Origin of the sequence: Acidovorax sp. Root275 (genome assembly GCF_001428965.1) — a bacterium.
In the GTDB taxonomy this organism is placed as follows: domain Bacteria; phylum Pseudomonadota; class Gammaproteobacteria; order Burkholderiales; family Burkholderiaceae_C; genus Acidovorax; species Acidovorax radicis.
On the sequence record NZ_LMJH01000009.1, the window covers coordinates 412,287 to 437,938 of the forward strand.

28 protein-coding genes are annotated in these 25,652 nt (G+C 66.5%); 17 read left to right on the plus strand and 11 right to left on the minus strand.

Annotated elements, in window-relative coordinates; all coding sequences use genetic code 11:
* Positions 1-49 precede the first annotated feature (49 nt).
* Positions 50-184, minus strand: a complete 135-nt coding sequence (rpmH, locus tag ASE52_RS16915; RefSeq protein ID WP_005798102.1) for a 50S ribosomal protein L34 — start codon at positions 182-184, stop codon at positions 50-52.
* 421 nt (positions 185-605) lie between these two features.
* Here rpmH and dnaA point away from each other — a divergent pair, with 421 nt between their 5' ends.
* From dnaA to ASE52_RS16935, 4 genes are all read left to right on the plus strand, one after another.
* Positions 606-2,030, plus strand: coding sequence for a chromosomal replication initiator protein DnaA (dnaA, locus tag ASE52_RS16920; protein ID WP_010464937.1), 1,425 nt, complete (start codon positions 606-608; stop codon positions 2,028-2,030).
* Between the two features lie 131 nt (positions 2,031-2,161).
* Positions 2,162-3,280, plus strand: a complete 1,119-nt coding sequence (gene dnaN, locus ASE52_RS16925) for a DNA polymerase III subunit beta (protein WP_010464939.1) — start codon at positions 2,162-2,164, stop codon at positions 3,278-3,280.
* A 145-nt stretch (positions 3,281-3,425) separates the two neighbouring features.
* A complete protein-coding gene (gene gyrB / locus ASE52_RS16930) occupies positions 3,426-6,041 on the plus strand; it encodes a DNA topoisomerase (ATP-hydrolyzing) subunit B (protein ID WP_057227754.1) in 2,616 nt (871 codons plus the stop codon).
* Between the two features lie 113 nt (positions 6,042-6,154).
* Positions 6,155-6,658 carry a DUF4124 domain-containing protein gene (locus tag ASE52_RS16935; protein WP_057227756.1) on the plus strand — a complete coding sequence of 168 codons (504 nt, stop codon included), beginning with the start codon at positions 6,155-6,157 and terminating at the stop codon, positions 6,656-6,658.
* A 314-nt stretch (positions 6,659-6,972) separates the two neighbouring features.
* Here the strand turns inward: ASE52_RS16935 and ASE52_RS16940 are convergent, their stop codons facing one another.
* Positions 6,973-7,362 (minus strand): cupin domain-containing protein, encoded by a 390-nt coding sequence (locus tag ASE52_RS16940; protein ID WP_050812551.1) that lies wholly within the window; start codon positions 7,360-7,362, stop codon positions 6,973-6,975.
* Positions 7,363-7,459: 97 nt separating this feature from the next.
* Between ASE52_RS16940 and ASE52_RS16945 the strand changes: the two genes are divergently transcribed.
* Positions 7,460-8,383 carry an AraC family transcriptional regulator gene (locus tag ASE52_RS16945; RefSeq protein WP_241777031.1) on the plus strand — a complete coding sequence of 308 codons (924 nt, stop codon included), beginning with the start codon at positions 7,460-7,462 and terminating at the stop codon, positions 8,381-8,383.
* 79 nt (positions 8,384-8,462) lie between these two features.
* Here ASE52_RS16945 and ASE52_RS16950 read toward each other — a convergent pair whose 3' ends face one another.
* A complete protein-coding gene (locus tag ASE52_RS16950) occupies positions 8,463-8,936 on the minus strand; it encodes a hypothetical protein (RefSeq protein ID WP_010464948.1) in 474 nt (157 codons plus the stop codon).
* A gap of 173 nt (positions 8,937-9,109) precedes the next feature.
* On the opposite strand from ASE52_RS16950, the gene ASE52_RS16955 reads away from it, so the two are divergent.
* Positions 9,110-9,523 carry a YkgJ family cysteine cluster protein gene (locus tag ASE52_RS16955; RefSeq protein WP_010464949.1) on the plus strand — a complete coding sequence of 138 codons (414 nt, stop codon included), beginning with the start codon at positions 9,110-9,112 and terminating at the stop codon, positions 9,521-9,523.
* 40 nt (positions 9,524-9,563) lie between these two features.
* Here ASE52_RS16955 and ASE52_RS16960 read toward each other — a convergent pair whose 3' ends face one another.
* A complete protein-coding gene (locus ASE52_RS16960) occupies positions 9,564-9,875 on the minus strand; it encodes an acylphosphatase (protein WP_057227759.1) in 312 nt (103 codons plus the stop codon).
* 159 nt (positions 9,876-10,034) lie between these two features.
* Between ASE52_RS16960 and ASE52_RS16965 the strand changes: the two genes are divergently transcribed.
* Both ASE52_RS16965 and ASE52_RS16970 read left to right on the plus strand, forming a co-directional pair.
* Positions 10,035-10,280 (plus strand): 4Fe-4S binding protein, encoded by a 246-nt coding sequence (locus ASE52_RS16965; protein ID WP_057227761.1) that lies wholly within the window; start codon positions 10,035-10,037, stop codon positions 10,278-10,280.
* Positions 10,281-10,417: 137 nt separating this feature from the next.
* Positions 10,418-10,855 carry an OsmC family protein gene (locus ASE52_RS16970; RefSeq protein ID WP_057228516.1) on the plus strand — a complete coding sequence of 146 codons (438 nt, stop codon included), beginning with the start codon at positions 10,418-10,420 and terminating at the stop codon, positions 10,853-10,855.
* Between the two features lie 55 nt (positions 10,856-10,910).
* Here ASE52_RS16970 and ASE52_RS16975 read toward each other — a convergent pair whose 3' ends face one another.
* From ASE52_RS16975 to ASE52_RS16990, 4 genes are all read right to left on the minus strand, one after another.
* The gene (locus tag ASE52_RS16975; RefSeq protein ID WP_057228518.1) at positions 10,911-12,233 is read right to left on the minus strand and encodes a serine hydrolase; all 1,323 of its coding nucleotides are present in this window, start codon (positions 12,231-12,233) and stop codon (positions 10,911-10,913) included.
* A gap of 79 nt (positions 12,234-12,312) precedes the next feature.
* On the minus strand, positions 12,313-12,894 hold the full coding sequence (locus tag ASE52_RS16980) for a thioredoxin family protein (protein WP_057227763.1): 582 nt from the start codon (positions 12,892-12,894) through the stop codon (positions 12,313-12,315).
* Positions 12,895-12,920: 26 nt separating this feature from the next.
* Positions 12,921-13,634 (minus strand): cytochrome c biogenesis CcdA family protein, encoded by a 714-nt coding sequence (locus tag ASE52_RS16985; protein ID WP_057227765.1) that lies wholly within the window; start codon positions 13,632-13,634, stop codon positions 12,921-12,923.
* Positions 13,631-14,107, minus strand: a complete 477-nt coding sequence (locus tag ASE52_RS16990; RefSeq protein ID WP_010464956.1) for a DUF2147 domain-containing protein — start codon at positions 14,105-14,107, stop codon at positions 13,631-13,633. The genes ASE52_RS16985 and ASE52_RS16990 overlap by 4 nt, the downstream gene beginning before the upstream one ends.
* A gap of 179 nt (positions 14,108-14,286) precedes the next feature.
* Between ASE52_RS16990 and ASE52_RS16995 the strand changes: the two genes are divergently transcribed.
* The 5 genes from ASE52_RS16995 (at position 14,287) to ASE52_RS17010 (ending at position 19,160) form a co-directional block, all read left to right on the plus strand.
* Positions 14,287-15,063, plus strand: coding sequence for a response regulator (locus tag ASE52_RS16995; RefSeq protein ID WP_057227767.1), 777 nt, complete (start codon positions 14,287-14,289; stop codon positions 15,061-15,063).
* The gene (locus ASE52_RS17000) at positions 15,060-16,373 is read left to right on the plus strand and encodes an ATP-binding protein (protein WP_057227768.1); all 1,314 of its coding nucleotides are present in this window, start codon (positions 15,060-15,062) and stop codon (positions 16,371-16,373) included. The genes ASE52_RS16995 and ASE52_RS17000 overlap by 4 nt, the downstream gene beginning before the upstream one ends.
* A gap of 135 nt (positions 16,374-16,508) precedes the next feature.
* On the plus strand, positions 16,509-17,342 hold the full coding sequence (locus ASE52_RS17005) for a DUF72 domain-containing protein (RefSeq protein ID WP_057227771.1): 834 nt from the start codon (positions 16,509-16,511) through the stop codon (positions 17,340-17,342).
* A gap of 175 nt (positions 17,343-17,517) precedes the next feature.
* On the plus strand, positions 17,518-17,646 hold the full coding sequence (locus ASE52_RS26435; protein WP_010464960.1) for a hypothetical protein: 129 nt from the start codon (positions 17,518-17,520) through the stop codon (positions 17,644-17,646).
* A gap of 122 nt (positions 17,647-17,768) precedes the next feature.
* Positions 17,769-19,160 carry a homoserine dehydrogenase gene (locus ASE52_RS17010; RefSeq protein ID WP_057227774.1) on the plus strand — a complete coding sequence of 464 codons (1,392 nt, stop codon included), beginning with the start codon at positions 17,769-17,771 and terminating at the stop codon, positions 19,158-19,160.
* Between the two features lie 93 nt (positions 19,161-19,253).
* Here ASE52_RS17010 and ASE52_RS17015 read toward each other — a convergent pair whose 3' ends face one another.
* Positions 19,254-19,889 carry an FMN-binding negative transcriptional regulator gene (locus ASE52_RS17015; protein ID WP_057227777.1) on the minus strand — a complete coding sequence of 212 codons (636 nt, stop codon included), beginning with the start codon at positions 19,887-19,889 and terminating at the stop codon, positions 19,254-19,256.
* Between the two features lies 1 nt (position 19,890).
* Positions 19,891-20,370: an OsmC family protein gene (locus ASE52_RS17020; protein ID WP_057227779.1), complete on the minus strand. Its 480-nt coding sequence runs from the start codon at positions 20,368-20,370 to the stop codon at positions 19,891-19,893.
* Positions 20,371-20,469: 99 nt separating this feature from the next.
* On the opposite strand from ASE52_RS17020, the gene ASE52_RS17025 reads away from it, so the two are divergent.
* The gene (locus ASE52_RS17025) at positions 20,470-21,927 is read left to right on the plus strand and encodes a PLP-dependent aminotransferase family protein (RefSeq protein ID WP_057227781.1); all 1,458 of its coding nucleotides are present in this window, start codon (positions 20,470-20,472) and stop codon (positions 21,925-21,927) included.
* Between the two features lie 22 nt (positions 21,928-21,949).
* Here the strand turns inward: ASE52_RS17025 and ASE52_RS17030 are convergent, their stop codons facing one another.
* Positions 21,950-23,056: an MBL fold metallo-hydrolase gene (locus ASE52_RS17030; protein ID WP_057227783.1), complete on the minus strand. Its 1,107-nt coding sequence runs from the start codon at positions 23,054-23,056 to the stop codon at positions 21,950-21,952.
* Between the two features lie 128 nt (positions 23,057-23,184).
* Here ASE52_RS17030 and ASE52_RS17035 point away from each other — a divergent pair, with 128 nt between their 5' ends.
* The 3 genes from ASE52_RS17035 (at position 23,185) to ASE52_RS17045 (ending at position 25,576) form a co-directional block, all read left to right on the plus strand.
* Positions 23,185-23,811, plus strand: a complete 627-nt coding sequence (locus tag ASE52_RS17035) for a TetR/AcrR family transcriptional regulator (RefSeq protein WP_057227784.1) — start codon at positions 23,185-23,187, stop codon at positions 23,809-23,811.
* 100 nt (positions 23,812-23,911) lie between these two features.
* Entirely contained in the window at positions 23,912-24,463 is a 552-nt protein-coding gene (locus ASE52_RS17040) for a gamma carbonic anhydrase family protein (protein WP_010464967.1), read from the plus strand.
* Between the two features lie 57 nt (positions 24,464-24,520).
* Entirely contained in the window at positions 24,521-25,576 is a 1,056-nt protein-coding gene (locus ASE52_RS17045) for a sensor domain-containing diguanylate cyclase (RefSeq protein ID WP_057227786.1), read from the plus strand.
* The last annotated feature ends 76 nt before the right edge of the window (positions 25,577-25,652 follow it).

Here is a 25,652-nt window from a genome sequence, read left to right on the forward strand (position 1 = left end):
TCGACCCTGACGGTTCAAACCGGGGAGCAGGCTGTAGACCGTAACGGCCTTAGACGGCCAGGCGCTTGCGGCCCTTGGCGCGGCGTGCGTTGATAACGGCACGGCCGCCGCGGGTCTTCATGCGGACGAGGAAACCGTGGGTGCGCGCGCGGCGCGTCTTGGAGGGCTGGTAAGTACGTTTCATGGTGCTATTCCTTGAGGTTCAGTTCCGGACTGCTGCTCTTGAACCCCCTGCAATCTGCACAGCCACACCATATAAAACAGCGCCTTGGCGGCAGACCCACGGGGCAGAAATAACGGCGCGCCGGGTCAAATCACCCTGAACACATTCAGGGAAACCCAAAATTATCGCAGGCTTGACTGCTGCTGGCAATGCCTTTCGGCTGGCGGGCCTTTGTGAACGGCTCCGTGACGGCCTTCTGGCACGGCGGAAGCCCCCCATGGCGCAGCCCGGAAACCGCCCGGCTCGCACACCGATGGCCCCATGATCCAACCCTGGAAAACACGCGACGGAGCACACCGCGCAAATTGTGGATAACTCCTTGACAAGCTACAATCCGCCGCCCAGCCCCGTTCCTCCTATCCACAACAAGAATTCCCCTGAAATGACCGAGGAACCCTCCCACAGCCCCCAACATTCACCCGGCGCAGATGCCGGCCAGGGCCTGTGGCAAGCCTGCGTAGAGCAACTGGCACAAGACCTGCCCGAACAGCAGTTCAACACCTGGATCAAGCCCCTGATCGCCCAGGTGGCAGAAGATTTCTCCAAGGTCACCCTGCTCGTAGGCAACCGCTTCAAGCTGGACTGGATCCGGGCGCAGTATGCGGGCCGCATTGCCTCGCTTCTGGAGGGCCTGTATGGCCAACCCGTTACCCTGGAGTTAGCGCTCGCTCAGCGTGAATCCGTTGCCCGTACTTACGTACGCCCTGCAGCACCGGAGCCCACCAACACCTCTGCGCCGTCCGAATCGCAGTCCCCCAGCAGCGACGATGCGTCCGCTGGCGCGTTCCGCAACCGGCTTAACGCCGCCCTCACGTTCGAGACCCTGGTGGAAGGCACCGCCAATCGCATGGCGCGCTCGGCGGCCATGCACGTGGCCGGCATGCCGGGCCACCTGTACAACCCGCTGTTCATCTACGGGGGCGTGGGCCTGGGCAAGACCCACCTGGTGCACGCTGTGGGTAACCGCCTGCTGCAGGACAAGCCCGACGCCAAAGTTCTCTACATCCATGCCGAGCAGTTCGTGTCGGATGTGGTTAAGGCGTACCAGCGGCGCACGTTCGATGAATTCAAGGAGCGCTACCACTCGCTCGATCTGCTGCTGATCGATGACGTGCAGTTCTTCGCCAACAAGGACCGCACGCAGGAAGAATTCTTCAACGCGTTCGAGGCCCTGCTGGCCAAGAAATCGCACATCGTGATGACCTCGGACACCTACCCCAAGGGTCTGGCCAACATCCACGAGCGGCTGGTGTCGCGCTTCGACTCGGGCCTCACGGTCGCCATCGAGCCGCCCGAGCTCGAAATGCGCGTGGCCATTCTGATCAACAAGGCCCGCGTCGAAGGCACCGAGATGCCCGAGGAAGTCGCCTTCTTCGTCGCCAAGAATGTGCGCTCCAACGTGCGCGAGCTTGAAGGCGCACTGCGCAAGATCCTGGCGTACTCGCGCTTCAACCAGAAGGAGATCTCCATCCAGCTGGCCCGCGAGGCGCTGCGCGACCTGCTATCGATCCAGAACCGGCAGATCAGTGTGGAAAACATCCAGAAGACGGTGGCCGACTATTACAAGATCAAGGTCGCCGACATGTACAGCAAGAAGCGCCCGGCCAGCATTGCCCGGCCCCGCCAGATTGCGATGTACCTGGCCAAGGAGCTGACGCAAAAGAGTCTTCCGGAGATCGGAGAATTGTTTGGCGGGCGCGACCACACCACGGTTTTGCACGCTGTGCGCAAGATTTCGGGCGAGCGTCAGCAGTTGACCGAACTGAACCAGCAATTGCACGTGCTGGAGCAGACGCTGAAAGGCTAAAAAGGCGTGATCGAGGCCCCCCAGAGAAAAGGCTCCGTTAAGGGGCAAAATGACGGGTTGTGCAGCAGGGGGAGGCATGATCTGTGCCGCTGTCCACGCACCGTTCCAAAAAACCACAAGAGGTTGATGACATGATCGTCCTGAAGGCAACACAAGACAAGGTTCTCGCGGTTCTGCAGTCCGTGGCTGGCATCGTGGAGCGCCGCCACACGCTGCCCATCCTGGCCAACGTGCTGATCCGCAAGACAGGCAATGCCCTGCAGCTGACGACCAGCGACCTCGAAATCCAGATCCGCACCACCGCAGAGCTGGGTGGCGACACGGGCGACTTCACCACTACCGTGGGTGCCCGCAAGCTCATCGACATTCTGCGCACCATGCCCGGCGACCAGACGGTCAGCCTCGAATCGGCCCAATCCAAGCTCATCCTCAAGGGCGGCAAGAGCCGCTTCACGCTGCAAAGCCTGCCGGCCGAGGACTTCCCGCTGGTGCAGGAATCCGCCGCCTTTGGCCCCGTGTTCGCCGTGCCACAAAAGACCCTCAAGGACCTGCTGGGCCAGGTGTCGTTTGCGATGGCGGTGCAGGACATCCGCTACTACCTCAACGGCATCCTGTTTGTGGCCGAAGGCAAGACGCTGAGCCTCGTGGCCACCGACGGCCACCGCCTGGCGTTTGCCAGCGCCACGCTCGACGTGGAAGTGCCCAAGCAGGAAGTCATCCTGCCACGCAAGACCGTGATCGAGTTGCAGCGCCTGCTGAGTGACGCGGGTGGCGAGAACCAGCCCCACATCGAGATGCAATTCGCGAACAACCAGGCCAAGTTCACCTTTGGCGGCATGGAGTTCGTCACCAAGCTGGTCGAGGGCAAGTTCCCCGACTACAACCGCGTGATCCCCAAGAACCACAAGAACAGCATCACCCTGGGCCGCGCGCCACTGCTGGCCAGCCTGCAGCGCACGGCCATCATGACCAGCGACAAGTTCAAGGGCGTGCGCCTGAACCTGGAACCCGGCACCCTGCGTGTGGCATCCAACAACGCCGAGCAGGAAGAGGCCGTGGACGAGCTCGACATCGACTACGGTGGCGACACCATCGAGATCGGCTTCAACGTGACCTACCTCATCGACGCCCTGGCCAACATGGGCCAGGACATGGTGAAGGTGGAGCTCTCGGACGGCAACAGCTCCGCGCTGCTGACCATCCCCGAGAACGAAAGCTTCAAGTACGTCGTCATGCCCATGCGCATTTGAGACGCCTCGCCGTCCCATGGCACTGCCTGAACACGGCTACTACTGTATTGATAGCTACTGGCGCTTATCAGATAAGCGCTAGAGCCCAATTTGACCCATATTGACACATTGGAAACCCCGGTTTCCACGGATCCCAAGGCCCACCATGACCGTTGACAACATCCCCTCCGAGCCCGAAGACACCGGCGTCTCCGGCCATGTTGAGCCCACCCTCGCCAAGATCGACACCAACCAGGCAGGGGCCAGCGAAAGCTACGGCGAAGGCGCCATCACCATCCTCGAAGGCCTGGAGGCCGTGCGCAAGCGCCCCGGCATGTACATCGGCGATACCAGCGACGGCACCGGCCTGCACCACCTGGTGTTCGAAGTGGTGGACAACTCCATCGACGAAGCCCTGGCCGGCCACTGCGACGACATCGTCGTCACCATCCACAGCGACAACTCCATCAGCGTGACGGACAACGGCCGGGGCATTCCGACCGGCGTGAAGATGGACGACAAGCATGAGCCCAAGCGCTCGGCGGCCGAGATCGCGCTGACCGAACTGCACGCGGGCGGCAAGTTCAATCAGAACAGCTACAAGGTGTCGGGCGGCCTGCACGGCGTGGGCGTGAGCTGCGTGAACGCACTCAGCAAGATGCTGCGCCTGACCGTGCGCCGCGAAGGCAAGGTGCACGCGCTGGAGTTCAGCAAGGGCTTCGTGCAGAACCGCATCGTGCAGACGGTGGACGGCGTGGAAGTGTCGCCCATGCAGGTGCTGGACGACACCGACAAGCGCGGCACCGAAGTGCACTTCTTGCCCGACACCGAAATCTTCAAGGAGAACAACGAGTTCCACTACGAGATCCTGGCCAAGCGCCTGCGCGAACTCTCGTTCTTGAACAACGGCGTGCGCATTCGCCTGAAGGACGAGCGCAGCGGCAAGGAAGACGACTTCTCGGGCGCTGGCGGCGTGCGCGGCTTTGTCGAGTTCATCAACAAGGGCAAGACCGTCCTGCACCCCACCTCGTTCTACGCAGCCGGTGAACGCCCGGCCGAGACGTATGGCGGCATCCCCGGCACGCACATTGGCGTGGAAGTGGCCATGCAGTGGAACAGCGCGTACAGCGAACAGGTTCTCTGCTTTACCAACAACATTCCCCAGCGTGACGGTGGCACCCACCTGACCGGCCTGCGCGCCGCGATGACCCGCGTCATCAACAAGTACATCGAAGAAAACGAGTTCGCCAAGAAGGCCAAGGTCGAAGTGACCGGTGACGACATGCGCGAAGGCCTGTGCTGCGTGCTGAGCGTGAAGGTGCCCGAGCCCAAGTTCAGCAGCCAGACCAAGGACAAGCTGGTATCGAGCGAAGTGCGCGCCCCCGTGGAAGACATCGTGGGCAAGCTGCTCACCGACTACCTGCAGGAGCGCCCGGCCGACGCCAAGATCATCTGCGGCAAGATCGTGGAAGCCGCCCGCGCCCGCGAAGCCGCCCGCAAGGCCCGTGAAATGACGCGCCGCAAGGGCGTGCTCGACGGCATGGGCCTGCCCGGCAAGCTGGCCGACTGCCAGGAAAAAGACCCGGCGCTGTGCGAAATCTACATCGTCGAGGGCGACTCCGCCGGTGGTTCTGCCAAGCAGGGCCGCGACCGCAAATTCCAGGCCATCCTGCCCCTGCGCGGCAAGATCCTGAACGTGGAAAAGGCCCGCTACGAAAAGCTGCTGACCAGCAACGAAATCCTCACGCTGATCACGGCCCTGGGCACCGGCATCGGCAAGGCCGGTGGCACGACGGGTGGCGATGACTTCGACGTGGCCAAACTGCGCTACCACCGCATCATCATCATGACCGACGCCGACGTCGACGGCGCCCACATCCGCACCCTGCTGCTGACCTTCTTCTACCGCCAGATGCCCGAGCTGGTGGAGCGCGGCCACATCTACATTGCCCAGCCGCCGCTGTACAAGGTCAAGGCCGGCAAGGAAGAGCTGTACCTGAAGGACGCCCCCGCGCTCGATGGCTTCTTGCTGCGCATCGCGCTGAACCATGCCAGCGTGACCACCGGCGGCGCCAATCCGCAAACGCTGACCGGCGACACCCTGGCCGAACTGGCGCGCAAGCACCAGATCGCTGAAAGCGTGATCGCCCGCCTGGGCAACTTCATGGACGCCGAAGCGCTGCGTGCGATTGCCGACGGCGTGAGCCTCAAGCTCGACACCGTGGCCGACGCCGAGGCCAGCGCCGTAGCCCTGCAGGCCAAGCTTCGCGAACTGAACACCACCGGCGCCCCCGCCGAAGTGGCCGGCGAATTCGACGTGCGCACCGACAAGCCCCTGCTGCGCATCAGCCGCCGCCACCACGGCAACATCAAGAGCAGCGTCATCACGCAAGACTTCGTGCACGGCGCCGACTACGCCGCCCTGGCCGAAGCCGCTGAAACCTTCCGTGACCTGCTGGCCGAAGGCGCCAAGGCCCTGCGTGGCGAGGGAGAGAAGCAGAAGGAAGAAAAAGTGGGCGACTTCCGCCAGGCCATGAAGTGGCTCATCACCGAAGCCGAACGCACCACCAGCCGCCAGCGCTACAAGGGCCTGGGCGAGATGAATCCCGAGCAGCTGTGGGAAACCACGATGGACCCCAACGTGCGCCGCCTGCTGCGCGTGCAGATCGACGATGCCATCGAGGCTGACCGTGTGTTCACCATGCTGATGGGCGATGAGGTGGAGCCGCGCCGGGACTTCATTGAAACGAATGCCCTGCGGGCGGGCAATATTGACGTGTAATTTGAATTGAGTCGAATCGAGGTGGGTTGGCGGCTCGCACCCCAACCACCCGCCCGTTGCAGACTGGCGCCCGCCGCACCAGTTTATGCATACACCTTCGGAGCTGAGCCGCCATGTCGCTGCTGAAATGGAATGTGACCACCACCACCGCTGTTGCGGCAGCAACGCTTACGGCGCTGGCAGCCCCCGCATCGTCGGCCTGGGCCCAAACGTACAAATGCACACAGCCTGACGGCAAAACCGCCTTCCAGGACCAGCCCTGCCACATGAGCGGCGGCACCGGGGGCAGCGTAAACATCAAGGTCACGCCGCCATCCAGCGACGCCCCGCCGCCGCGCGCGCCCGGCGCGCAGCAGCCACTGCGCCAACGGTCACCCTACACGGGCACGACAGGCACCGAAACACAAACCGCCGATGCCCAGCAGGCACGTCAGCAGGCCGATGCCTACAGTCGATCCGTGCAATGCAACTCTGCACGCAGCAACCTGGGTGCTCTCAAGGCCCAGCGCCCAGTGTTCCAGTACGACAACAAGGGCGAACGGCAGTACCTGGATGACAGCAAGCGGCAAGCGGAGATGGCGGCGGCGCAGCGTGGGGTGGCGGAGAACTGCCGCTAACGCGGAGATAGGCGACTCAGCGTGTCTTAAGACACTGCACCACGCCAGTAACTGGCACCCCGCCTTCAAAAATTTGCACAACAGCGCGACCGGAATCCATTCCATTCGACCAACAGCTTTGTAGCAGCGCTGGTCGTGAACAAGGTTGGTCATCGAACGCAAGGTATCTGTTCACCGATGTGCTGAACCTCCTGCAGGCGCGCGAGGGCCGGTATATGCTGCCACTGCGGCCGAAAGTGAAGTAGCAGCTGGAGAAAAACACTAGCACGGACTTCGACATCCGCATTGTCGAAGCGATCGGCTCTACAGCCTTTTCACAGTACCCTGCGCGGCGCGGCTGTGGCTGCGTCTCCGCTGTTCGGCGTGCCCGTCGATTCGATCAGCAGAATATGCGCCTCTGCACTCGCGCGCGGACGGTGCTCCACACCTTTGGGCACCACGAATAGCTGGCCAGCGTGCAAGGTGACCATGGCACCACCGGGCAAATCAATCTCTACGGTGCCTTTCAGCACCAGAAAAAAATCATCCGTATCGGGGTGCCTGTGCCACTGGTACTCACCCTGAATCTTGGCGACCATGATGTCGTGGCCGTTGAATTCGGCCACGGTGCGCGGGGCCCAGTGGTCCGTGAACTGGGTGAGTTTGTGGGCCAAGTCCACAGGGTGGACTGCGGTTGTAGGAGGGGCGTTGGCGGTATCGGGCATGGCGGGTTGGGTCTGGGTTGGCTTGCATGGCCACGCCGGTGGGCGGGTTGTCTGCAGTGTCGCCGCCCGGCACGGGGCGGTCTTGTACATTTGTTGCATGCACGCCGGGAACGACAATTCCGCCGCACCTTCCTCCTCTTCTTCATCGCCCGCGCCGCCAGGCAGTGGCGGCGGCACCCAGCGCGACTGGGCAGAGATGCGGCCGCTGGCCTCGGGGGGCGTCACGCTGCTCAATGCGCATTTCACGCAGCACCGGTTCGAGCGGCACAGCCACGAGACCTATTCCATAGGCATCACGCGCTCGGGGGTGCAGACCTTTGCATGCCGTGGCGCGCGCCACGCCAGCCTGGCAGGCGATGTGATCCTGTTCAACCCTGATGAGCCGCACGATGGCAGCCGGGGCACGGATGCGGGGTTTGGCTATTCGATCCTGTATGTGGACGCCGCGCTGGTGCACGCCCTGGTGTCGGACCAGGCAGCTTTTGGTGCGGGCGGTACCAGCCATGCGGCGCGGTACTTCAAAGCGCCCGTGGTGCACGATCCGCAAGGTGCCCTATTGCTGCAGCGGGCGGTGGCTGCGGTGGCCGAAAGGCAGGAGTCGTTACACGGAGAGGAGCTCACCAGCGCAGCCCTGGTGGCGCTGCTGGGCCGCCATGGCGAGACCAGAGCGCACTGGACAAGCGACTGCCTGGACGCAGGCCGACGGCGCATGGCCCTGGTGCGCGAGTACCTGGACGCGCACTTTGCCGATGACGTGACGGTGCAGGCCCTGGCCACACAGGCCGGCCTGTCGCGCGCTCACCTGACCCGTGCATTCACAGCCACCTACGGCATGGCGCCACATGCCTACCTGAACATGGTGCGCATTCGCCAGGCCCAGGCGGCACTGCGGCAGGGCCATGCGGTGGCCGACGTGGCGGCGGCCTGCGGCTTCGCCGACCAGAGCCACATGACGCGGCGCTTCAAGGGGCAGGTGGGCATGGCACCGGCACGTTGGCTAGCCAATATGCGCGGCTGCTGACAAGCGTTTTCAACGCTAGCTGCTGCCAGCGACGATCTCCCTGGTTCGGCACCTCAGAAAAAACGGGGCTGCCCCCTCATCAGCGCCTTCTGAGCGTCTGCTGCTTCCTGCACCGGCTCTCCAGCGTACCCCCTTCACTCCCATCCTCCAGCCCCGCATACACGCCGCACGGCCAGACAAGGCCGCCGTACTGTTCCATGTACCAATACGGTGGCTCCGACGCGCAAATGTCCATGTGCTTCACCCGCCAGACGGCGCCGGATTTGTGCAAGACCACCCAGAGCATCTTGTCCAGATCAGGGTGGCAACCATCGGACAGGCTCCAGTCCATGCCCTTGCCTGAGGCAGCCACGATGCTGCCCACCAACACCGCCCAGTTGCGGTCCACATTGAGTCGGTCTACTTTGATCCGCACGGGCTGGCCGGCCAGGGTTGCCGCCTTCGGCCGCACCGCGTCGAGCAGGTCTTTGCGGGCGAGCTGGCTCAGTTCCGTAGCCCCCGCGCTGAAGCAAGTGGCAATGAGCGCCAGAAATAGTACGAGTCGCTTGGGCATGACGTAGGAAAACCTGAACTTTGGTGGACCGGACCACCAGGGGCTGCCGCCAGTAGACTCGGGCGAGCCACTGGGCGTCATCGGTGACAAATGGGTGCCCGACACACTGCCCTTTTAGCAGACGAGACTACTGCGCACGGCGACGGGTTGGAGATTGCTACCATCCAACTCCCATGAAATCCCCTATCTCCATCGTTGACGTCGACCGCCTCGACACCTGGACCCGCTACCGCGCAGGCCTGTGCGACAACTGCGCGGCCAACTGCTGCACGATGCCTCTGGAGGCGCAGCTTTCGGACCTGGTGCGGCTGGAGCTGGTGGACCCGTTCGAGGCCGAGCATGAAGAGCCCCGGCACATTGCCAAGCGGCTGCAGAAAGCGCGGCTGATCGACCACTTCAACCACAAGAACGCGATCTTCACGATGGCGCGGCGGGCCAGTGGGGACTGCAATTTTCTCGACCCGAAAACGCGGCTGTGCACGGTGTACGACAAGCGGCCCGAGACTTGCCGGCTGCACCCACAGAAGAAGAGCCCCAAGCCTGGGTACTGCGCCTATGGGGCTCGGGATTTGCAGCGCAGGGGCTGAGCGCGGCAGAGGCGCCCCGACCAGCGCCTCCACTTCAAGACTAGACCGTCTCCCGCTGAACAAAGCCTGCCAAAAGCTCCGCAGGCTCTGCCAAACTGCCCACCTCCACCCCATCCACCCGCGCATGCGGCGGCCCCTGGTGGGCCCAGTCGATGAGGGATTGCACAGCTTCGGCGGGGCCGGTGGCCAGGGCCTCCACGCTGCCGTCGCGGCGGTTGCGCACCCAGCCTCGCAGGCCGCGCTGCTGGGCCGCCTGCACCATGGACCAGCGGTAGCTCACACCCTGCACGTGGCCACGGATGAGAAGGTGCCGGGTGGTGGTGGAAGTGGTGTTGCTGCTGCTTGGGGACATGGACGCACTGTATCGCCAGCGCACCCGCCTTGGGTGCTGATTGCAGCCCGCTCACCACGGCAGCGCTCGACCAACGGTGCTGCGCGCGCTAAGCTGCAATGCTCTCGTAGTCGCCTGGCTCCTAGTTCCACTCCGCTGCTGCGCCCTTCAACCCTGCCCATGAACGCCCCCCGCAAAGCGTTGCCCGCCATCGACACCAACCGCTGCACAGGCTGCGGCTGGTGTGTGGCAGTGTGTGCACCGCATGTGTTGTCGCTGCAGGTGCAAGGCCCAGAAGCCTGGGGGCCCAAGCGGTCTCAGCTGCACGATGTGGCGGCCTGCACGGGGTGCGCCTTGTGCGCGGTGCGGTGTCCGTTTGGTGCGATCCGCATGGTGCGGACCCGGCCCATCGTTGAAGACGTGTAACGCTACTGCGCATGCCCTTGCGCTGCCGCAAAAATTGACAGGATGGACATCGCAACGCGATGGTGTCCCACATGCCCGAGCGGCGGGGCGTGGTGACATCGGAGGTTCACCCCATTCACCACCACAAGGAGCACACCATGCCTGAAAAGAAAGCCAGCGTTCACTGGGAAGGTGCCGGCAAGGCCGGCCAGGGCCAGATCAGCACCGAGACCGGCGCGCTGGACAAGTACCCCTACGGCTTTGCCAGCCGCTTTGGCGATGACCGCAAGGGCACCAATCCCGAAGAGATCGTGGGCGCTGCACACGCCGCCTGTTTCACCATGGCATTTTCCTTTGCCGCTGAGAAGGCTGGCATCGCCACCGAGACCATCGACACCACGGCCAGCGTGCGGCTCAGCAAGGACGGTGACGGTTTTGTGATTGACCGCATCGCCCTCACGCTCACGGCCAAGGTGCCTGGCATGGACGATGCCGCGTTCCAGAAACTGGCGGCAGATGCCAAGGCCAATTGCCCGCTGTCGAAGGCACTGGCCTCGGTGCCAGAGATCACGCTGACCGCCACGCTGGTGAAGTAACTAACGGGGCATGCACTGGCACCGGGCACACCTCGATGCCATCTTTCTTCGCCGCTCAGCGCGCCCGCACCGCTGCGGCCAACGCGGAAAACGCCTGCCGGTCCACCGCATGCGTGAAGGCCGTGTTGGGCACCGGGTGTGTGGACAGCTTCACCACCACCAGCTCTGCCGCCGGGTTGATGTGGATGTGCTGACCCATCAGGCCCTTGGCCTCGTAGGTGCCGTCGGCATCGTGTGGCACCCACCACTGGTTGTGGTACGAATAGCCCGCGCGCATGGCGGTACCGGGAGCCTTGCTGAACTGGGTTGGATCCGCCCCCTTGCGCAGCTCGGCGATGGTGGCGGGCGAGATGATCTGCTGCCCGTTTAACCGGCCGTTGGCACGCAGCATTTCGCCGAGGCGGCCCAAGTCGCGCAGCGTGGCGTTCACGCCCACGCTGGTGGACTGGCCGCCGTTGGCGTCGGCAAACACATACGCATCCTCCTGCGCTCCCAGCCGCGACCAGATGCGCTCGGACAGCAGCGTGGCGTAGCTCTTGCCCGTCACGCGCTGCAACAGCCAGCCCAGCACTTCCGTGTCCACCGACTTGTACGCGAACGCGGTGCCGTGCTCGCCGTCTTTCTTCAGCGTGGGCAGGAACTCGGCCATGCTTTTGGCGGCGTTGCTGCCGGGCGGCGCGGGCTGCAGGCCTGCGGCGGCCAGGTACTGGAAGACGCCGGACGCGGGGTCGGCAAAGTTCTCGGCGTACTGCACGGCGGTAGTCATGTCCAGCGTCTGCTGCACGGTGGCATCGGCCCAGGCGCTGGTGGCCAGCTCGGGCAGGTAGCGGGGGATCAGCGCTTTCGGGTCGATCACGCCTTCCTGGATGAGTTCGGTGGCCAGCAGGCCGGTGAGCGATTTGCTCATGGACCACAACACATGCGGCTGGTGCGGCTGCATGCCGATGTGGTGGCGCTCGTACACGACACGGCCCCGGTGCAGCACCAGCAGGCCGTCGGTGTAGGTGGCCTTCTGCCAGTCGGCCAGCGTGGTGGTGCCGCCCTTGCCATCGGGCACGGGCAGCGCGTCGTCCAGTGTGCGGGCTGCGGCCGTCAACGCGCTGGGCGCGCCTGCGCCGCGCCACACGGCGGCCGTAGGGCCCAGCTCGCGCAGGTGGTGCGCGGCCCAGCGCACATTGGGGTATTTGAGGATGTTGGCCAGGCGCACGACCTTGTCGGGCGGTGGCGGAAAGCCCTGCATCAGCTGCAGCGTGGCGGGGTGGGTGGCGTCGGGTGGTGGCAGTTGCGGTGCCTGGGCATGGCTGGCGGCGGCCATGCAGAGGGCGGCAGCGGCCGCGGCGAGCGTGACCAGGGCAAATTGAAGGCGGGGGTACGGCATGGTGCAAAAGTCCTGCAAGGGTGAGTAGGGAGAGGGCGGGAAACGATGGAAAAAAGGGGAAACGATTGATTCAGCGGGTCTATCCCCGCGCCGCCAGCAACGCGCGGATCACGGCTTCGGTGCGCTCGTATTCGCCCTCCCCGAAATGCTTGTAGCGAATGCGGCCCTGCGCATCGATGAGGTACGCGGCAGGCCAGTACTGGTTGCTGTAGGCCTTCCAGGTGCCGTAGCGGTTGTCCTGCGCCACGGGGTGCTTCACGCCGTGGCGGCGCATGGCCACCTCGACATTGCTGGTGGTGCGCTCGAACGGAAACTCCGGCGTGTGCACGCCCACCACCGTGAGTCCCTGGGGCGTGTACAGCTCGGCCCATCGGTTCACATGGGGCAGGGTGCGGATGCAGTTGATGCAGGCATAGGTCCAAAAATCCACCAGCACCACGCGGCCGCGCAGCTGTGCCAGGGTCAGCGGTTCGGAGTTGAGCCAGCGCTCGATGCCGGTGAACTCGGGCGCGGGGCCAAAGTCGGGCAGCGTGGCCGCCTGGATGGCGGGCCCTGCAGCGTGGGTGAGGGTGGGCGCTGCCACGGCGGCAGCCACAGAGGCTGCAGACGCCAAGAATGTGCGGCGCTGAAACGAGAAGGGTGAAGAAGGGTGCGATGTCATGGTGAAAATTCCTTGCTGCGGGCCGCTTACAGCCCGCCTGAACCCGATGGATAGAACTGCGACAGCCACGCGGTGACCTGCCCATCCACCTCCAGCAGCATGGCCAGCGCCACGGCAATGACCACCACGCCAAAGGCCTGCTGCACGCGGTGCGCGTGGCGCGAGATGCGGCGCACATGGCTGGCCGCGGCCTGGCCCCCGTAGGCAATGGCCAGCATGGGCAGCGCGGCGCCGGTGGAATACGCGAGCAGCAGCACGGCCGTGCGGGCCCCGGGCGGCTCGGTGGCGATGAGCGTGAGGATGGAGGCGAGCACCGGCCCGGCGCAGGGCGTCCACACCGCGCCCAGGCTTAGCCCCAGCAGCAGCCCGCCCCAGTTGCCGCCCGATGAACCCCGCCCCAGGCTGGCCACGCGGCTGAGCACGCCACCCGCGTGTTGGCTCAGCCACTGGAACGGCTTGGGCCACACCGTGAGCACGCCAAACACCAGCAACATCACGGCAGCGAACCGGCGCAAGCCCTCGGGCGACAACCCCAGCACCTGCGTGAAGCTGCTGAACAGCAGCGCCACGGCCGCAAACGAAAGCGCAAAGCCCAGTGCGATGAACAGCGGGCGCGTGCGCCGTGCCGTGCCACCCGCTACCGACGCGCCCAGCACCACCGGCAGCATGGGCAGCACGCAGGGCGCGCCCACGGTGAGCATGCCGGCGGCCACGGCCAGCCAGGGCGAGGTATTGGTCATTGCGGCGCCCCCTGGTCGATGGCAGGGCGGCGCCACACCTGCGTCTTGCCGAACAGCGGAATGCCCACGTAGGCGCGCACCAGCAGCTGATCCGGCTCGGCGGGGGTGAGGGTGGCGCGGTAGGTCTTGGCGTTCTCGCGGTTGTAGATCTCGCCCTGGTATTCGGTGCTGCCGTCGCCGCTGGGGCGCAGGCCCGACAGCAGGGTCATGCCCAGCGCAGGCCGCGCGTCGGCCGCTGCCATGTCAGCGCCCGGGGCGCTCATGGAGCGGTTGGCCAGCACACGCACCACCTTGCCACACAGGGTCTCGCCGGCGCAGGGCGCAATGTCCACCTCCAGGTTGCCACTTTCGGTGATCCAGCGGCCCAGCGGGGCCTTGGCAGGCGTTGCGGCCAGGGATTGCTGGGCGCCTGCGGATTGGGCCAGGCACAGCGCCAGCAGCCCGGTCGTGGCTATCCAGGGATTCATCTTCATGGCAAGGTCCTCGTGAAGTTCAGGAAGACTGCATTGAAGCGAGCGGACGTATCGGTGATATTTCCTGGCAAGGCCTTTTGGTATGCGTGCGTATCCGCCGCGCCGCCCGACAAGTTCAGATACATACGGCCCGCCGCGCCGCTGCCACACCCAGGGCAAACCCCGGAGAATCACCACCCATGAGCACGCCCACCGAAGACCACATCCTGATCGTCGATGACGACGCGGGCATCCGCGAGCTGGCGGCCGAGTACCTGCAGCGCCAGGGCCTGCAGGTGAGCGTGGCGGCCGACGGCCGGCAGATGCGCGAGGTGCTGGCCACGCAGCGCATCGACCTCTTGGTGCTGGACCTGATGCTGCCCGGCACCGACGGCATCACGCTGTGCCGCGAGCTGCGCAGCCCCGGCGCGCCGCCGCTGCCCATCATCATGCTGACCGCGCGCAGCGACGAGGCGGATCGCATCCTGGGACTGGAGCTGGGCGCGGACGACTACCTGACCAAACCCTTCGCCGCGCGCGAGCTGCTGGCGCGCATCCACGCGGTGCTGCGGCGCACGCGCATGCTGCCGCCCAACCTGGCGGCGGCCGAGCCCGCGCGCCACCTTGCGTTCGGCGACTGGCGGCTGGACACCACGGCGCGCCACTTGCTCGATGCCACCGGCGCGGTGGTGGCGCTGTCGGGCGCCGAATACCGCCTGCTGCGCGTGCTGCTGGACCACCCGCAGCGCATCCTCACGCGCGACCAGCTGCTGCAGCTCACGCAGGGGCGCGATGCCGATGTGTTCGACCGCTCCATCGACCTCTTGGTCAGCCGCGTGCGCCAGCGGCTGGGGGACGGCGCCCGCGGCTCGCGCTACATCAAGACAGTGCGCAACGAGGGCTATGTGTTCTGTGCCGACGTGTTGCCCGCTGCGGTGCAAACGCCCACGCCAGCGCGGGGAGGGTCCGCCGCATGACGCTGCGCTGGTGGCCCCGCTCGCTGTTCGGGCGCATCCTGCTGGTGTTGTCGCTGGGCCTGGCGCTGGCGCATGCGCTGACGTTCGTGCTGGCCATCACCGAGCGCAGCATGACCATGCGCCGCGCCATGGTGTCGTACCTGGCGAGCGACGTGGCCAGCTCCCTGGCCATGCTGGACCGCCTGCCGCCCGCAGAGCGCGCGCAGTGGGTGGACCGGCTGGCGCGCCGCAACTACCGGTTTGCGCTGACCGCGCCGCTGGACGCACCCGAGGACCGGTCTGACATGGCCCGCCTGGTTGCGGGCGCGGTGGGCGCCACGCTGCCACCGGGCCAGACGGTGCGGGTCATCGACCCCCACGTGCCCGGCACCGAGCTGCGCCTGCAGCTGCAGTTGAGCGACGGCACGCCGCTGGCCGTGGACATGGACGAGCCCCGGCTGCAGGTCTCGCCCTGGGTGCTGGCTGCGCTGGCGCTGCAGCTGGCGCTGCTGGTGGGCCTGTGCGCCTGGGCCGTGCGCGCGGCCACGCGGCCCTTGCGCACACTGGCCGACGCGGCCGATGCGCTGGGCGCCGACCGCGCCGCCGTGCCCCTGGCCGAGGACGGCCCGCGCGAGGTGCAGCGCGCTGCCAAGGCCTTCAACCGCATGCAGCAGCGCATCCAGGCGCACCTGGAGGAGCGCATGCGCATCCTGGCCGCCGTCTCGCACGACCTGCAGACGCCCATCACCCGCCTGCGCCTGCGCGCCGACCTGCTGGACGACACCGCGCTGCAGGGCAAGCTGCACGCGGACCTGGCCGAGATGCAGTCGCTGGTGGAAGAGGGCATTGCCTACGCGCGCTCGTCCCAGGCCGTGCAAGAGCCGCTGCAGCGCGTGGACCTGCGCGCGCTGCTGCAGAGCATTGCGTTCGACTACGCCGATGCGGGCCTGCCCGTGGCGCTGCTGCACGCAGACCCGGGCACCTGCGATACGCGCCCACAGGCGCTGCGCCGGCTGGTGTGCAACCTGGTGGACAACGCGATCAAGTTTGCAGGCGCGGCCGAGCTGAGCCTGGAGGCACAGGCGCAAGGCCCGTGGCTGCTGCGCGTGCTGGACCGGGGCCCCGGCATTGCGCAGGCCGACCTGGCCGCCGTGCTGCAGCCCTACGTGCGGCTGGAAGACTCGCGCAACCGCGGCACCGGCGGTACGGGGCTGGGCCTGGCGATTGCGAACGAGCTCGCCAAGGCGCTGGGCGGCCGCCTGGTGCTCGGGCCGCGCGCCGAGGGGCCGGGGCTGGAAGCGCGGGTCGAGCTGCCTGGGCAGCAGCCGTAGCGCGCGGCAGGTTCCTAAAAGTTCGAAGCGCGTGTGCAGGTGCGCCGCCCCACCGCGCGCACCCGCCCCACGCTCACGCCAAGACCCAGGCCGCTGCTACAGTGCCTGTTCCGTGGACTCACCAGGGGGAACGCCGTGGACAGCACCAGCAGCACTACCACCCACGCAGGCAGTGGCGACAGCAGCAACAGCAGCAGCGGCGGCCCGCAGATCCGCATCGGCATCGGCGGCTGGACCTTCGAGCCCTGGCGCGACAACTTCTACCCCGCGGGCCTGGCGCACAGCAAAGAGCTGCAGTACGCCAGCCGCCAGCTCACCGCCATCGAGGTCAACGGCACCTACTACAGCACTTTCAAGCCACCGACGTTCGCCAAGTGGCATGGCGAGACGCCCGAGGGCTTCATGTTCTCGCTCAAGGCCAACCGCTTTGCAACCAACCGCCGCGTGCTGGCGGAGGCGGGCGATTCGATCACGCGGTTTGTGGAGAGCGGCATCTCCGAACTGAAAGACAAGCTCGGGCCCATCGTCTGGCAGTTCATGCCCACCAAGGCGTTCGAGCCGGGGGACTTCGAGGCCTTCCTCGCGCTGCTGCCCCAGCAGGTCGATGGCCGCAGCCTGCGCCACGTGCTCGACGTGCGGCACGAGAGCTTTGCCACCCCGGCCTTCATCGCGCTGGCCCGCCGGTATGGCTGCGTGCCGGTGCACACCGATTCCGAAAAATTCCCGGCCATCGCCGATGCCGAGGCCGACTTCGCCTACCTGCGGCTGATGCGCAGCCAGGCCGATGTGCCGACCGGCTACACGCCCGAGGCGATTGCGCAGTGGGCGGATGGCGTGCGCGCGTGGACGGGCGGCGGGCGGCCGCGCGACGTGTTCGTGTACTTCATCAACGGCGCAAAAGAGCGGGCCCCGGCAGGGGCGATGGAGCTGATGGCGCAGCTGGGTGTGCAGGCATTTCAAGAAAAATAGGCTGCTACCGCTTTCCCATCAAGCGCCAATAGCTACTCAATTGATAGCGCCATCACGTGCGATTCGATGTACGTGCAGACCACTTGCCGACAAGCCGCACGGCGTCTGCGCGCAACACACCACACGGCCCGGGCTTGACGCGCGCCCCGCACCGTCAGGTACACTGTGCCTCTTCATGCCGTACACCACCCCCGCCCTCGCCGCACGCGCCACTGCCTTCCAAGGCATGGGCATGATGCAGCGCGCGTTCACGCGGGCTGTGGTTGCACGAATGATTACCACCATTACCCCCGCGGCCACCTGAGCACGCGCAGGTGGCCGTTTCGGCAGCCACCTGGTGATCGCTCTCTTCTCCCTCAAGACGAATGCACGAAACCCAGCTCTGGCAGCTGGGTTTTTTTGTTTGTTCGTTAGCCGGAGAAGTCCATGTACCGCGATCCCGTCCCATCCCTAGAGCCTCAACCGTTGCACGCCGCCACCGTGGCGATGCGCCCTCTGCGCGTGGGCATGATCGGCATTGGCACCGTGGGCGCAGGCACCTTCCGCGTGCTGGCGCGCAACCAGGCACTCATCGCAGGCCGCGCGGGGCGGGGCATCAAGATGGTGGTGGTCTGCGCCCGCAGCCTGGCCCGTGCCATGAGCGTGGTGGGCAAGGACGTGGCCCTGACCAACGACCCCATGCAGGTCGCCACGCACCCCGATGTGGACGTGCTGGTGGAGGCCGCCGGCGGCACCGGCCCCGCGCGTGAATGGGTGCTGGCCGCCATCCGCGCGGGCAAGCATGTGGTCACGGCCAACAAGGCGCTGCTGGCGGTGCATGGCAACGAGATCTTCGCCGCCGCGCGCCAGCACGGCGTGGTCGTGGCGTACGAAGGCGCGGTGGCGGTGAGCATCCCCATCGTCAAGGCGCTGCGCGAGGGCCTCACGGCCAACCGCATCGAATGGGTGGCCGGCATCATCAACGGCACCACCAATTTCATCCTGAGCAAGATGCGCGACGAAGGCGTGGGCTTTGCCGAAGCGCTCGCCCAGGCCCAGGCGCTGGGCTACGCCGAGGCCGACCCGACCTTCGACATCGAAGGCATCGACGCCGCGCACAAGATCACGCTGCTGGCGGCCAATGCGTTTGGCATGCCGGTGCGTTTTGCCGATGCGCAGGTGGAAGGCATCACCGCGCTGCAGGGGCTGGACGTGGCGTGTGCGGAGCAGCTGGGCTTTCGCATCAAGCTGCTGGGCGTGGCCAAGCGCCGCACAGGCAGTGGCGCGGACGGCGTCGAGCTGCGCGTGCAGCCAGCGCTGGTGCCCGCCACGCACCTGATGGCGCATGTGAACGGGTCCATGAACGGCATCATGGTCAAGGGCGATGCAGCGGGCGTGACGATGTACTACGGCGCGGGCGCGGGGTCCGAGCAAACTGCATCGGCCGTGATTGCCGACCTGGTGGATGTGGCGCGGCTCGATGGCACGCGTGCCGCGCAGCGGGTGCCGCACCTGGGGTTTCACGCAGACGCGGTCAACGAAGGCCTGGCCGTGTTGCCCCGCGCGGCCGTGCACACACGCCACTATCTGCGCGTGCCGGTGCACAGCGCGCAGCAGATCGAGGCCGTGGGCGCCTGGCTGGCCGCGCAGCAGGTGCCGGTGCTGCAGGTGGCCTTGGCCGCCGAGAAATCACTGCCATCGGGCAGCCACACCCAGGTGCTGGTGCTGACGGACGCCGTGGCGCAGGCCAACGTGGACCTGGCGGTGCATGCGCTGGCCGCACACCCTGCGGTGGCAGGCCCGGTGGTGACACTGCGGGTGGAACTGCTGGAGGGCTGAGAACCCCGTGGGACACGCGATTTTGTGTCAAGAAAGGCGCTAGCGCTTATCCATCAAGCGCTAGCAGCTATCAATTTTGACAAACCCCGTTGCTCATGGCATCAAGCCCCCCAACACCAGCGCGGCCATGTCCTCTGCTGCGGATGTGCCCTCGGCCATCAGGCCCTGCACCACGCCCGCGCGGTCGGTGTCGGTACGGTTCTGGCTGACTTTCCAGATGCCTTCCCAGCGGTCCACCGGCAGTTCGATGCCCACGATGGCGTGCAGCAGTTTGTCGATGTAGTCGGGCGGGGCATCGTCAATGCGCCAAGGGCCCGGGCGGTGGGCCTCGTGCCGCTCGCTCAGGGTGTGCAGGATGGCGCGCAATTGCACCGGGTCGTCCACTGCATGGAGCGTGCCGTGGGCGTGCACGGTGGCGTAGTTCCAGGTGGGCACCTGTTTGCCGTCGATGGCCTTGGACGGGTACCAGGAGGGCGAGACGTAGGCCTGCGGGCCGTGGAACACCGCCACGGCGGCCTGCGGCAGCAGTGGCAGGACACCGTTGGCACGCCCCACGTGGCCCACCAGCGTGCCGTGCGGGCCACGCGTGGGGTCCAGGTACAGCGGCACATGGTTCACATGCAGCACGCCTTCGTGCGATACGACCAGGGTGGCCAGGGGCTGGGCCCGCACCAGGGCCTGCAGGATGGCCGGGGCCGTCACCTGGAACTGGCGGTTGGCAATCGTCATGTCAGGCCCCTTCCACTTCCAGCACGGGCGCGCAGTCGATCCGCGTCTTGACCGAGTTGGCCAGGAAACACGACGCGTGGGCGCGGTGGTGCAGGTCGTCGAGTTGTGCGGCGCTGGGCGCGTGGGCCGCGTCAAAGCGCGTGACGGGGCTCAACTGCACCTGGGTAACGACGAGTTGGCCCTGCTCGTTTTTGGCCATGGTGCCCACGGCCGCATCGGTGTAGCTGTTGAGCCGAAAGCCCGCACGGCTGGCCAAATCCATGAACCACAGCATGTGGCAGCTGGAGAGGGCCGCCACATAGGCTTCTTCAGGGTCCACGGCCGCGGCGTCGGAATACGGCAGCGGCACCACATGGGGCGACGACGATGCGGCCACCGTGGCGCCACCATCGAAGTGCCAGGTGTGGGCGCGGCGGTAGCGCTTGTCCAGAAAGTCGTCGTTGCCGCGCTGCCAGGTGACGGTGGCGATGTGTGGGGCCATGGGGTTCTCTCAACAAAGGCGGATCGCACGGTGGCGGCCCGGGTTTCTACAATGGTTCTTCAGTTTATGGCGGCATCACAACATTGAAAGGGCCAATTCGTGCCTAGCCCTGGAGCCAATCGAGCCCATCGATCTACCGCCACCACCCTGCGCCAGCAGGTGTATGAGCAATTGCGCCGCGCCATCGAGCAGGGCAGCCTGCGCGCGGGCACGCGGCTGCCGCCGTCGCGCGAGCACGCAAGCAGCCTGGGCGTATCGCGCAACACCGTGCTGTGGGCCGTGCAGCGGCTGCAGGCCGAAGGGTATGTGGAAGCGCGGGTGGGCGACGGCACCTATGTGTCGCAGGCCGTGGCGGCCACCTCGGCCGCCCCGCAAGGCCTGGTGGCGCCGCCCCGGGGCCTGTCGCGCCGGGGGCAGCTGATTGCCGACACGGCGGCGCGCTGGCGCCCCCCGCTGGCGGCCGCCAAGGCGTTCCGCATTGGCGCGCCCGAGGTCGCCACCTTTCCGTTTGTGCTGTGGGACCGGCTCACCCGCCAGGCCAGCGCCCGCCAGCGCGTGGACCGCGCCCAGTACCTGGACCCGGCCGGGGACCCGGACCTGCGCCAGGCCGTGGCGCAATGGCTGTGGGCCTCGCGCGGCATCCGCTGCGATGCGGCGCAGGTGGTGGTGTGCTCGGGCTCGCAGCAGGGCATCGACCTCATTGCACGGCTGCTGCTGGATGTGGGCGACGAGGTGCTGGTGGAAGACCCGGGCTACCCCGGCATCCGCGCCAGCCTGCTGGGGCATGGCGCGCTGGCGCGGCCGGTGGGCATGGATGCCGACGGCATGCGCATCGACGAGGCCGCCACCCGCTGGCCCGCTGCGCGCATGGCGGTGGTCACGCCCACCCACCAGTTCCCCACGGGGGTCGGCATGGGCCTGGTGCGGCGGCAGGCGCTGCTGCAATGGGCCCGCGCGCACGACGCCTGGGTGGTGGAAGACGACTACGACGGCGAGTTTCAATACGGCAGCAACACGCAGCGCGTGCCCGCGCTGTGCAGCCTGCCGGGGTCCGAGCGGGTGCTGTACGTGGGCACGTTCTCCAAGACCCTGCACCCCGGGCTGCGCCTGGGCTTTGTGGTGGTGCCACCCGCGCTGGTGGAGGCCTTTGCCATGGCCCGTGCCATCACCGACCGGCATGCACCCGGTGATGCGCAAGCGGTGCTGGCGCGCTTCATTGCCGAGGGGCACCTGCTGCGCCACTTGCGGCACATGCGGGAGCTGTATCTCGCCCGCCAACAGGTGCTGATCAGCGCCCTGGCCGACGCCAGCGATGGCGCGGTGCAGCTGTGGCCCAGCGACCGGGGCATGCACCTGCTGCACGAAGGCGCGCCCGGCACCGATGATGAGGCGATCAGCCGCAAGGCGCTGGCAGCGGGTGTGATGCTGGCGCCGCTGTCGCGCTATGCCATGCAGTCCCCGCGCAGGGGCTGGCTGCTGGGGTACGCAGGGTATGACACGCCCGAGATCCTGACGGCAGCGCGGGTGGTGGGGGCACTGCTGCGCGGAGCCGCGTGAGGATGCGCGAGGCCGCGTGGGTTCAGAGGCGTGGCAACGGCGCGGATTGCGCGTCCGTCATCTTCGTGCGGGCAGTCTGCGGCTGCGCTGCATCACGCCACCAGTGTTTCGACAGGGCCGGTGTGCGGATGTCCAGGCGCTCGCCCATGACGGGCGCCACCAGCGGCACGGCAGCGTTGGCCGCCAGCGCGGTGATGCGTTCAAACGGCTCCGTCCAGGGGTGCATGGCCAGGTCAAACGTGCCGTTGTGGATGGGCATGAGGTGGCGGCCCTTCACGTCCAGGTGGGCCTGCAGGCTTTCGTGGGGCTGCATGTGCACATCGGGCCATTGCGCGTCGTAGGCACCGGTCTCGATCATCGTGAGGTCGAACGGGCCAAAGCGCTCGCCGATGGCCTTGAAGCCATCGAAGTAGCCCGTGTCGCCGCTGAAGAAGATGCGCACCTGATCGGAACCTTGCCCGCTCATCAGCACCCACGACGCCCAGAGCGTGCGGTTGCCGTCCGACAGGCTGCGCCCCGAAAAGTGCTGGGCGGGAGTGGCCACCAGGCGCAGGCCCTCGATGGTGGTGCCTTGCCACCAGTCGAATTGCTGCACCTTGGCGGCGGGCACCCCCCAGGCGATGAGCCGGTCACCCACGCCCAGTGGGGCCACAAAGTGGGCCACCTTGGGTGCCAGTTGCTGGATGGCGTCGTAGTCCAGGTGGTCGTAGTGGTCGTGCGACAGGATCACGCCCGTGATGGGCGGCAGGTCGTCCAGGGCGATGGGCGGCGCATGGAACCGCTTGGGGCCCAGAAACTGGAACGGCGATGCGCGCTCGGAGAACACCGGGTCGGTCAGCCAGAACTTGCCTTCGATCTTGAGCAGCATGGTGGAGTGGCCCAGGCGCCACAGGCTACGGTCGGGCGCGGCCAACAGGTCGGCCTGCGACAGCGCCTGCACCGGCAGGGCTTGGCGGGGCACGGTGTCGGCCGGCTTGCCTGTGGCAAAGCGCCACATGATGGCGGCGGTCTTGAACAAACCCGGCTGTTCGCGCGGGGCGGTGTTGCGGAACTTGCCGTCCACCTGCTGGGGCGAGTCGGCATACGACGTGGCGGGCAACGAGGCGCAGGAGAGGATGCTGTAGGCCATGGCAACAAGGGCAGTGAGGATGAGGAGGAATCGGGACATGCGGCGGGGCATGGGCTCTTTCTTAAAAGTGCACTGCACAGTGTAGTTCACTTTTTAAAAAAGTAAACTCGCCGGTGTAAAATGACCCCATGACCCTTGTTCCCACCCCGTCTCGCCTGACCGACCGCAAGCGCGAGGCCATCGTGCAAGCCGCCATTGCCGAGTTTCGCGAGCACGGTTTCAACGGCACCAGCATGGACCGCGTGGCCGCGGCGGCCGAGGTTTCCAAGCGCACCGTGTACAACCATTTCCCCAGCAAGGACGAGCTCTTCGAGGCCATCCTGGGGCACCTGTGGGACCGCAGCCAGTCGCTGGCCGAGGTGGCCTACGACGCGGGCCGACCGCTGCGGGACCAGCTGCTGCAGGTGCTGGAGCACAAGATGCAGCTGCTCAACGACGCGAGCTTCATCGACCTCTCGCGCGTGGCCATGGCAGAAATCATGCACACGCCCGAACGCGCCGAGGCGATGGTGACCCGCCTGTCCGAAAAGGAAGAGGGCCTGCCCCGGTGGATCCGTGCGGCCCAGCAGGACGGGGCCCTGCGTGCCAACGTGGACCCGCAATACGCAGCGCACCAGCTGCACGGCATGGTCAAGGCCTTTGCCTTCTGGCCCCAGCTGGCCATGGGCCGCCCCCCGCTGGACGCGGCCCAGCAGCAGCAGGTGCTGGCCGATGCGGTGGACATGTTTTTAGGGTTCTACGCGGTGGCGCGCTGACTTCCTTCCGGCCGACCGCAACGTCGCCTCAACACATCCGCGCATCCGCATTGCGGTTTGCACTACGCTTGGCCGTTTCCCCACACAGCTTCAGACACCGATGCCTCTTGCCCCCTACCTCGACACCGCCCCGGTTCTGGACACCGGCGTTTTCATCCATGATTCCGCCCAAGTCATCGGCGACGTCACCCTGGGCCGCGACAGCTCGGTGTGGTGCAACGCCGTGCTGCGCGGCGACGTGAACCGCATCGTGGTCGGCGCCTGCAGCAATGTGCAGGACCTGACCATGGGCCATGTGTCGCACCGCAATGCAGCCAAGCCCGAGGGCTCGCCGCTCGTCATCGGCGACTACGTCACCATCGGCCATTCGGTCATCCTGCACGGCTGCCGCATCGGCAACGAGTGCCTCATCGGCATGGGCTCCATCGTGATGGACGACGCCGTCATCGAAGACCGCGTGATGCTGGGCGCGGGCAGTCTGGTCTCGCCCGGCAAGGTGCTGGAGAGCGGCTACCTCTACATCGGCCGCCCGGCCGTGCGCCAGCGTGCGCTCACCGAGGCCGAGATGGCCTACCTCAAGTATTCGGCCGAGCACTATGTGCGCGTGAAGAACAACTACCAGGCCACGCCCACACCGGCACCAGCCGCCTGATCCTCCCCGGGTTACCGCCGCGGCCCCCTGTGCGCCGCGGCCCATAATTTCTGGTGTATGAGCGAACTTCTTCAGCAACTGTCCGAATCCGTCTCCACCGCCCAGTCGGTGGAGGAACTGACGCGGCCGCTTCTGGAAATGCTGGAGGCGGTGACGGGGCTGGAGTCCACCTACCTCACCTCCATCGACGAGGTCCAGGGTGTGCAGCATGTGCTGTATGCACGCAACTCCAGCGCCATGCAGATTCCCGAAGGCCTTGTCGTGCCCTGGAACGACACGCTGTGCAAACGTGCGCTGGAAGAAGGCCGCACCTTCACCGACGACGTGCCGGCCTGCTGGGGCGATTCGCAGGCGGCGCGCGACCTCAACATCCGCACCTACGTGAGCAAGCCCGTCCGCATGGGCAACGGCGCGCTGTACGGCACGCTGTGTGCGGCCAGCACCCACACGCGCCCACGCACGCCCGAGGCCGAGCGCATCCTCACGCTGTTCGCCTACCTGATCGGCCAGCAGGTGGAGCGCGAGCAACTCATCCAGAAGCTGCTGTCGGCCAACGAACAGCTCGCGGCCATGGCGGCCACCGATCAGCTCACAGGAATGCCCAACCGGCGGGCCCTCGTGGAATCGCTGGAGCGGATGCTCGCGCAAGGCCGGCGCCGGCATATGGGGGTCCAGATCGCGTTCATCGACCTGGATGGCTTCAAGGCCATCAACGATACCCATGGCCATGAGGTGGGCGACCAATTCCTCATCGCCATCGCGCAGCGGCTGCAAGGCCTGCTGCGCGCCGAGGACCTGGCCGCACGCCTGGGTGGCGACGAGTTTGTGGTGATCAGCCTGAGCGCGCACGGTGGCGACGCAGCGCACTCTGCACAGGACGCACTGAGCCAGCGCATCACGCAGGTCACCCAGGGCCGCTTTGACCTGCCGGGCGCCTCACTGGACTACGGCGGCGCCAGCGTGGGCGTCGTCACCATTGCCCCAGACCAGCCACACGGCACCGAAGAGGCACTGCGCGTGGCGGACCAGACCATGTACCAGGTCAAGCTCGCGCGCCGGCGGGCCGAAGACACCGTGGCCCAGGCGCGCAGCGGACTGGCAGCCCACCGCTGAGCCACACCCAAAAGGCAGGCCCCCGCCTGCTGCAGTAGCCACACCCGCACGGGAGAAACCGCAGGCCCGGATAATC